Below are 7,898 nucleotides of genomic sequence, written 5' to 3'. Positions count from 1 at the left end.
CGGCGGCGGTGCGCGTACCGGGTGACCGCGCGGTCGAACACGAACGTCTCCGCGGCGAACACGCAGGCGGCGTTCTCCATGGCCCCGAAGTTGAACTCGGGGACGAAGCACAGGTCGAGCTTCCGGAACGGATAGGGCGTCGCGAACGCCTCGGCGAAGAACGCCACCCCCTGCCTGAGCCGCTCCAGCAGCACGTCCGGGTCGAGGTGCGTCGCCAGGGAACGCCGGGAGTGCACCCCAAGTGGCACCGCGCCTGCCTGGTCCGCCGTCCACGACGCCCACGGGCCGGCCGCCACGGCCACCAGGTAGGTGCTGATCGGCGGAGTGGCCGCGAACCTGTGGACGCCCGCCACCGGCGGATGGCCGGGCGGGGCGTTGGACAGCACGGTCCATCCGTCCGGTGCGGTCACGCTGATCTCGAAGGGCGCCTTCAGGTCGGGCTGGTCGAAGCAGGCGAACACCCGGGGGGCATGGCCGGGCTGCAGGTGGCTGTACACGTACACCTGCTCATCGGCCGGGTCCGTGAACCGGTGCAGGCCTTCGCCACCGGTGGAGAAGTCGTAGTCCGCTTCCACGGTCAGCTCGTTGCGGGCCGCCAGATCGGGCAGGGGGATCCGTCCTGCGCCGTCGTATTCGACCGGCCGCCCGTTGAGCACGGCGGAACGCACCCGCCGGGGCAGTGCGTCCGCCCAGCTGGAAGCGCCCGGCCGGGCGCAGGTGAAGCGGATCGTGCTCCTGGATCGGAAGCCGGGCTCCCCGGTCCGGCTCAGATCGACGTGGAGGTCGTACGACCGCACGCGCAGCAGGGCGCCACGCTCTTCCGCCTCGGCGTGGGTCAGCGGAGGACGCGATATGACAAGACCTCCTGCGCGGAAGGGACGTCTAGACTCGTGCGTGATGCGGCCGGGTGACCCACGCCCGGGGTGCTTAGGGAGAGGACCCGATCGCCATGGCCGAGCACGACGAGCCCGTGCTGCTGCCGCATGAGGACCTTCCCGTGGTCGAAGCCGGTGTGCCGCGCCCGGAGCAGGTCACGGAGCCGCTGACCAGGGAGCAGAGCATCACGCTCGCCGCGGGCTTCAAGGCGCTCGGCGACCCGGTACGGCTGCGGTTGCTCTCCCTCGTCGCCTCGCACCTCGACGGCGAGGCGTGCGTGTGCGACCTCGTCGGGGCCTTCGACCTCACCCAGCCGACCATCAGCCATCACCTCAGGGTTCTCCGGGACGCCGGGCTCGTCACGTCGACTCGTCGGGGCACCTGGGTCTACTACCGGGTCGTGCCCGAGGCGCTCACCGCACTGACGAACATCATCGCCCTGCCTTCCGTCGCCGCGCGGTAGAGGACTCCGGCGTGCGGCCACTTATCGATGCCGCCATTGCGGAAATGATGCGCGAATAATACCGCACACGAATATCCTCGGGCTGATTGTAGCACCCGTATTGACCGCCATCAATACCCATTTTCGGTGCGGCCCTGCGGCATTGTTAATCATTTGTTGCCCAGCGTCAAGCATCTTGACCTGCTGGAACAGAGGATGTTAGCTGACTGCGGATGGCGGATCGCCGACGCCTCGACATCCTTTGACGCGACTACTCACTCGTGCCGTGCCATACGGCGATATCTGCACGTAGCACCGTTACCAGAAGTGAGGCGAAACCCGGTTGATCACCTTCATGACCTTGAGCGGTTTTCTCGGGGCGGGCAAGACCACCACTCTCGTCGCAGTCGCGAAACATCTCCAGTCACAGGGCCGCAGGGTCGCGGTCATCACCAACGACCAGGGCACCGAACTGGTGGACACCCAGCTCGCCAAGTCCGCGATCGCCGAGGCCGGCGAGGTCACGGGCGGATGTTTCTGCTGCCGCTTCGAAGACCTGCTGACCGTCGCGCAGCGCCTGGTCGACGACCACCGGGTGGACACCCTCCTCGCCGAGGCGGTGGGCAGTTGCACCGACCTGCAGGCCACCGTCATCCGGCCGCTCAGCGCTCACTACGGTGAACGTTTCACGCCCGCTCCTCTCCTGGTCATCGTCGAACCGGAAAGGCTCGCCGCGCTCCGTACGTCGCTGCCGCTGGACGACACGGAGTCGGACATGTCCTACCTGTTCGGCAAGCAGTTACAGGAAGCCGATGTCATCGCGCTCAACAAGATCGACCTGCTCGACGCGGCGGAAGCCGACGCCATCACCGCGGATCTGCGCGAGCGATATCCGACGGCCACCGTGCTCGGCTACTCGGCGAGAACCGGCGAAGGGCTGGAACGACTGGTCTCCGCCTGGCTGGGCTCCGAGCCCGCCGGGCGTGGCCTCGACATCGACTACGACCGCTACGCCAACGCCGAGGCCGCGCTGGCATGGCTGAACCTCAGCCTGGACGTGACGGCGGCGGAGGGCTTCGACCCGGACGCCTGGGCCCGTGCGCTGCTGGAGCACCTGTCCGCGACCGCCGCCCGCAACGGCTGGATGATCGGCCACGTGAAGGTCAGCCTCGAGTCCGCCGAGGCCTTGAGCAAGGTCAGCGTGACCGCCGGCGGAGCCGAGCCGACCGTGGACGCCGTGGCGGGCAGGACGTTCACCGCGGCGGAGGCACGGCTCAACGCCCGCGTCGCGTGTGAGCCCGCCGAACTCGACGCCGCGGTGACCGAGGCCGTGAAGGAGGTGTCCGGCGCGACCGGCACATCCTCCGTCCAGAGCGCCGGCGTCCCGTCGTTCAAACCCGGCTACCCGCGTCCCACCTACCGAATCCCCGCCGCGGCCGGCTGAGCGGAGCCGGAGGGCGGCCGGGGTGCCCCGCCGCCCTCCTCCGTACGCGAAGAAGGTGCGCCGGACGGGCGCGGTCCAGGTGGGACAGGCGGGCCAGGCTCGAATGCGACCGGCGAAAGCGCCGAGAACGTCCGCAGGCCCGGAGGAGGGGCCTCCTCCCGGGGTCATGCCACCGCATTCGCATCGCCTTGCGAGGCGTCTTCCTCGGAGGGTGGCCTGCGGCCACCCCGCCTCCGCGCGCGGTCCATCTCGCGCCACTCCGGCCGCAGCCCCGCCAGGTTCGTGGTGAGGAAGTAGGTGGCCGCGCAGACGAGCAGTACCGGCGCGAGTCCGGCAGCGGCCACCGCCGCCCCGGCGAGCAGCCCGCCGAGAGGGATCCCCGCCCAGGCCAGGGAGTCACCGAGCGCGTTGACCCGGCCGAGCATGCGGCGCGGCACCCGTTCGAACAGCACGGCCCCCAGCACCGGGTTGATGAAGCCGGCACCGAAGCCGCTGACGGCGAAGACGGCCAGCACCGCCCACAGCGGGACATCGAAGGCGAGGATCAGGAATCTCGGCGCCCCGGCCAGCAGGAATCCGACGATGACCACCACCCTGCGGCGCAGCCTGTGCGCGGCCGCCGCGGCGATCAGGCTCCCGGCGACCGCCGCGGCTCCCATCACACTGCCCATCAGGCCGATCGCGGTCGGCCCGCTGCCGGACTCTCTGGCCCAGACGGGGATGAGCACCGAGTTGATCGCCGCGTCCAGCAGGTTGGTGATCCCCACCATGACGATGACGGTCAGCAGCAACGGCTCGCCCCGGAGGAAGGTGAAGCCCTCGCTGAATCGTCGCCAGTAGCCCGGTTCTGTCTCACCCGGTTCCGTGGAGGATTCGATGCTCGCGTGCCCCATGCCGCGAGGCAGCGCCAGTCCGATGACCACCGAGCCGAGAGCGAAGCAGCCCGCGTTGACGACCAGCCCGACCAGAGGGCCGAGCAACGCCACCAGTGAGCCGCCGGCCGCCGGGCCGATGGTGGAAGCGAGCCGCTCGATCACGCCGGACAACCCGGTGGCCCGCTCCAGCGGTACCCCACCGCGCTCGGCCGCTTCCGGCACCATCACTTCCTTGGCCAGGTCGCCCGGGCCACGGGCCGCGCCGATCACCGCCACCAGGGCCAGCAGGAGCGGAAAGGACAGCAGGTGCAGGGCGTGGAACAGCGGAACCAGGGCGGCGGCGGCCGCACTGACCAGATCGGTGGTCCAGGAAACAGGCCGCGGGCCGATCCGGTCCACCAGCGGCCCGGTGAACGCCTTGACCACCACATAGGGAGCCATCTGAAAGAAGGCGACCAGCCCGGTCTGGGTGGGGCTGCCGGTCGTCACGAGCACGAACCAGGGCAGTGCCACGGCCGAGATCCGGGTGCCGGTCAGCGATACGACCATGGCCGCCAGCACCCCACCCAGCGGCCGGAAGGACCGCGTGCCGGGTAAGCCGCCGGCGCCCGGGACCCCCTCGTTCACGACCCCTCCGTTCCTGACGCACTTCCAGGGCCGGCGTCGGCCGTGGCCGACGCGTCCAGCTCAGGCAGGAGATAGGTGATAAGGGTGACCCGTTCGGCCCCCTCGGGGGCACTCGCCGCCACCTCCGGCGTATCCCGCCGGTAGCCGGCGATGACGTCCCGCAACTCCCGGTACAGGGCGGCGGTCTCCTCGGGCGTGAGCCGAAGGGCCCAGTCGCTCATGTCGAAAGAGTCCCGCCACGCGCGCGGCATCGCCGGCAGCTCGTTCAGCGTCTGCTGAGTGCGCAGAGTGTAGATGGCGGCGACCGACCGCAGGTAGGCCAGCGCGGCGTCGGGCTCTCGCTCGGTCAGCTCCGGGTCGTTGAACCAGGTCGTCCGGTGTACCGAGCGCCACCAGCGCTCCCGCGCGTTACCGCGTTCGGTGTCCTCCTCCACGAAACCGGCCGCGCCGAGCTGACGCAGGTGGTAGCTGGCCGTGCCGGAGTTCACCCCCAGCCGTTCCGCGAGGCGGGTGGCCGTGGACGGGCCGTACTTCCGCAGCAGCCCGACCAACTGCACGCGTACCGGATGCGCCAAGGCGCGCAGCCCCTTGGCATCCAGCACAACCGCGTCCGCTTCGGCCTGCGGACCCTCCAGCCCCACCCCTGTGTCAGCCATACCCTGCACCCTAAACCGCGAAGACTTCTTCGCAAAGACTCCTTCGCGAACAACTCTCCGCGGTCTGGACCGGGACTCATTGGGGACTGATCGTCGGATCGTTCATGGATGTGTTCCTGCAACGGCTGGTGCCCGATGAGTTGTGGGGGCTGTTCCAGCGTGTGGTCCCGCCGGCACCCACGCGACCGCAAGGCGGCGGACGACGGCGAGTGGACGATCGGGTGACCCCGGTGGCGACCGATCGAGCACCGGCTGCGCCGTGTGCCCGCCGGGCCCGGTGGCTCGATCGCGACCAGCTCGCCGCCGCGCTTCACCAACCGGGGGACATGGTCGCCGTTCTCGGCCGGGCCGACCCGCTCCGGAAGACGAAGGTCCACGCCGGACTCGGCCTCCGGCTGCTCTACAAGCCCGCACGTGCCTTGACTCGATCCTCTCAAGGAATCGAGCCTCCAGCAGACCCGAAGCGGTTCAGGCTGGAGACGCTTGCGATTGCACGGCTGCAGTTGCGTTCAGGCAAACCGGAGAGAGGTGCCGGAAGTTATCGTTGCGTGGGCATCGCGGCCATGAAGGTACGCGCGAGGCGGTCGATCTCGTCGTCCCGAGAGGCTTCGTCAACGCGCTGATCTCGGTCGATCCGGCCGCGTTCGGCCTTGAGACGGCGCTCCTCCTCCCGCAGCCTGATCTCGTACTCACCGGTCGTCTGCCGAGTGGTGAAGTTCAGTTCGGCCTCGTGACAGGCTGAGCCCGCGCGCAACTCCTGTGCGAGAAGGCGGTCGTACTCGGTCTTGCCGTTCAGCATCTTCGAGATGATCGGCATGCAGTCGAGCAGGACGAAGATGATGCGCAGCAACCAGTGGGCGAAGTTGACCATGCCGTTCTGGCCTGCCACCGTGCCCAGAGCCTCCCATCGGTCCAGCAGGCCGATGTCGGTGTAGGCTCGCTTCTTCTCCTCGACATGCTCGGCGATCTTCTTGCTGAGAGTCGCCGCGCGTTCCTTTTCGGCGCCTGCGCGATCGGCCGCGAGCAAGCCGAGCTGTGTCCTCAGTTTCGCCACATCCGCCTGCTGCTGGGGGATGTCATGGTTAGCGAGGAAGGTGTTGAGTGCGTTCTTCCTGATTTTACACTCGGGGCCGTCGCCAGGTATGCCCGTGGTCTGGTCCGTGTCCTTGCCATAACATTCCTGGTCTCGGAGCTTCTCCAGCCTTCCATGCTCTGCGATGTCCGCCGCCAGTCGAGCTTCCGCGGCATCGAGGCTGCCCTGCCGCTGCGTCATGTTTCCTTCAACGGCAAGTGCTTGGTCGCCGCCGTCCAGGCGATAGCTGGTGCAGTCGACACCCGATGGAGCCGGCCCGTTGAGAGGGTTGCACTGCTTATACCGGCTCTCGGTAAGGCTGATCGCCTGGTCGCGTTCTACCAAGATCTGCCGGTCGAGCCGTTCCTGAAAGATTTTGAGAGTTAGTGGCTCGGCGATGAACACGCCGATGACGACGGCGAGGGCGAGTCGGATCAGCACGTTGCCCCAGCGGGACCAGCCGTCGTTGTCGCCGTGCAGGCTGGTAATCAGGAATCGGTCGACGTTGGCGATGATCAGGCCCCACAGCACCGCCACCGGCAACAGATACAGCGGAGACGCTTGCGAGAGCAGTGTCAGCGCGCCCAGCATGGAGGCGCCCGCTATAAGCGCGGTGCTGACCACGACTCCGCCGAGGCTGGTGTAGCGGGAGCGTTCCTGAGGAACGCTTGCGAGGATCTTCTCGTCGACTCCGGTGAACCGACGTAGGAGCATCCCGAGACCAAGCTTTCTCCGGCGCCGGGGGTTCCGTCCGTACTGCTCTGCCGCCTTGGATCCGTGGAGGATGTCAACCACGGACGTCCTCCTCCATGAAGAAGTCGTCGTCGGTGTCGCCCGCCGTCACCTCGGCACGGGTCTCGTAAGTGCGGCCTTCGAGGTCCCTCACCTCTGCTTCCGGCTCGATCTCGTCGAAGGTGGCAAGTAGTTCCTTGCCGGTCGTTTCGTTGAACAGGCCCTGGGCAATCGCCGCCCGTACGACCTCGGCCCGGGCATGGGCCTGAACGACCTGCAAGTCGTGCTCGAGCTGGATTCCGCGCTGGATGGCGCTGTATTCCCGGTCGCCCAGGGCGGCGTAACGTTCGGCGACCTGCTGGTTGCTGAGATCGCGAACCGTGACGTACAGACCATCGGCGGCGCCGGGACCGCTGTTGAGGAGGTCTCTGATCTTCGTGGCTTCGGTGATCTGGTGATCGCTGTCCAGGGCCGCCTCCTGCCGGGTGAAATCGTTCGCGCTGTGGCCCTTGGCCTGCAGGAAATCCTGCTCATCGAGTTCGAAGTCACGGTCGAGCTTGCGTTTGACGTCGCGGAGGCCGTGTTCGCCCTGGATATTGTGCAGGCTGGTTTCGTAGCGTCGCCGCCCCTGGGCGATCTCGTCGGGGGCGTACACGTTGAGTCCGGCGAACTCGACCGTCATGCCGGGCAGCGCACACGGCACTACGGTCGTGTAAGCCTTCACCTGAGCATGCACGAGCGTCCACAGCTCGTGAGCCTCGTGCAATCCGTAGCCACGGCCGAGCTCGAAGAGTTTTGGATAGGCCTGGATATAGGTGATCAGGTGCTCGGTGACGTCGGTCAGGCCGGCGCGCACCACCTCGATCGGTTCGTCGACCGTGCAGCGGAACTGAATCGCGACGGTGAAGTCGTGGGCGCCGGAGGAGTTGATCGGAACCTGGATCGTGGTGGAATGATCCCTGGCCACGTCCACGACGCTGACGCTGGCGGCGTGCAGCACGTGTGGGTCGTCGCCCCGCAGCTGCCGGTCGCCCAGCACGAACGTGCCGTCGTACTCGAAGACGAGCCGCTGGTGCGGAAGCTGGCGGGGGAGGCTGGAGATCGGGCGCCGGGGCTTGCTCAGGAACCCTTGCTTGGCGACAGGATCAAGGGGAATCTGGCTGATCACGGGGTA

7 protein-coding genes are annotated in these 7,898 nt (G+C 67.9%); 2 read left to right on the top strand and 5 right to left on the bottom strand.

The window, feature by feature from the left end; all coding sequences use genetic code 11:
* On the bottom strand, positions 1-797 hold a 797-nt coding region (locus tag IEY93_RS08100), incomplete at its 3' end, for a M1 family aminopeptidase (protein WP_268241543.1).
* Positions 798-949: 152 nt separating this feature from the next.
* Between IEY93_RS08100 and IEY93_RS08095 the strand changes: the two genes are divergently transcribed.
* Together IEY93_RS08095 and IEY93_RS08090 are read left to right on the top strand one after the other, a co-directional pair.
* Positions 950-1,339: an ArsR/SmtB family transcription factor gene (locus IEY93_RS08095; RefSeq protein WP_189162340.1), complete on the top strand. Its 390-nt coding sequence runs from the start codon at positions 950-952 to the stop codon at positions 1,337-1,339.
* Between the two features lie 322 nt (positions 1,340-1,661).
* Positions 1,662-2,762, top strand: a complete 1,101-nt coding sequence (locus tag IEY93_RS08090) for a GTP-binding protein (protein ID WP_268241542.1) — start codon at positions 1,662-1,664, stop codon at positions 2,760-2,762.
* A gap of 164 nt (positions 2,763-2,926) precedes the next feature.
* Here the strand turns inward: IEY93_RS08090 and IEY93_RS08085 are convergent, their stop codons facing one another.
* The 4 genes from IEY93_RS08085 to IEY93_RS08065 all read right to left on the bottom strand — a co-directional run bounded on the left by IEY93_RS08085 (position 2,927) and on the right by IEY93_RS08065 (position 7,892).
* The gene (locus tag IEY93_RS08085; RefSeq protein WP_229690966.1) at positions 2,927-4,264 is read right to left on the bottom strand and encodes an MFS transporter; all 1,338 of its coding nucleotides are present in this window, start codon (positions 4,262-4,264) and stop codon (positions 2,927-2,929) included.
* Complete coding sequence (locus tag IEY93_RS08080) at positions 4,261-4,920, bottom strand: ArsR/SmtB family transcription factor (RefSeq protein ID WP_189162338.1); 660 nt, start codon at positions 4,918-4,920, stop codon at positions 4,261-4,263. The genes IEY93_RS08085 and IEY93_RS08080 overlap by 4 nt, the downstream gene beginning before the upstream one ends.
* 538 nt (positions 4,921-5,458) lie before the next feature.
* The gene (locus tag IEY93_RS08070; protein WP_189162337.1) at positions 5,459-6,787 is read right to left on the bottom strand and encodes a DUF4407 domain-containing protein; all 1,329 of its coding nucleotides are present in this window, start codon (positions 6,785-6,787) and stop codon (positions 5,459-5,461) included.
* A complete protein-coding gene (locus IEY93_RS08065) occupies positions 6,780-7,892 on the bottom strand; it encodes a hypothetical protein (RefSeq protein WP_189162336.1) in 1,113 nt (370 codons plus the stop codon). The genes IEY93_RS08070 and IEY93_RS08065 overlap by 8 nt, the downstream gene beginning before the upstream one ends.
* Positions 7,893-7,898: the final 6 nt, after the last annotated feature.

The sequence above is a fragment of the Sphaerisporangium melleum genome (assembly GCF_014646695.1).
Lineage (GTDB): Bacteria > Actinomycetota > Actinomycetes > Streptosporangiales > Streptosporangiaceae > Sphaerisporangium > Sphaerisporangium melleum.
The sequence above is the reverse complement of the archived record's forward strand: the minus strand, read 5'-3'. Positions and strand labels throughout refer to the sequence as shown.

Coding starts and splice junctions, on each gene's coding strand:
- IEY93_RS08095 (WP_189162340.1), top strand. CDS start 950: ATGGCCGAGCACGACGAGCCCGTGCTGCTGCCGCATGAGGACCTTCCC.
- IEY93_RS08080 (WP_189162338.1), bottom strand. CDS start 4,920: ATGGCTGACACAGGGGTGGGGCTGGAGGGTCCGCAGGCCGAAGCGGAC.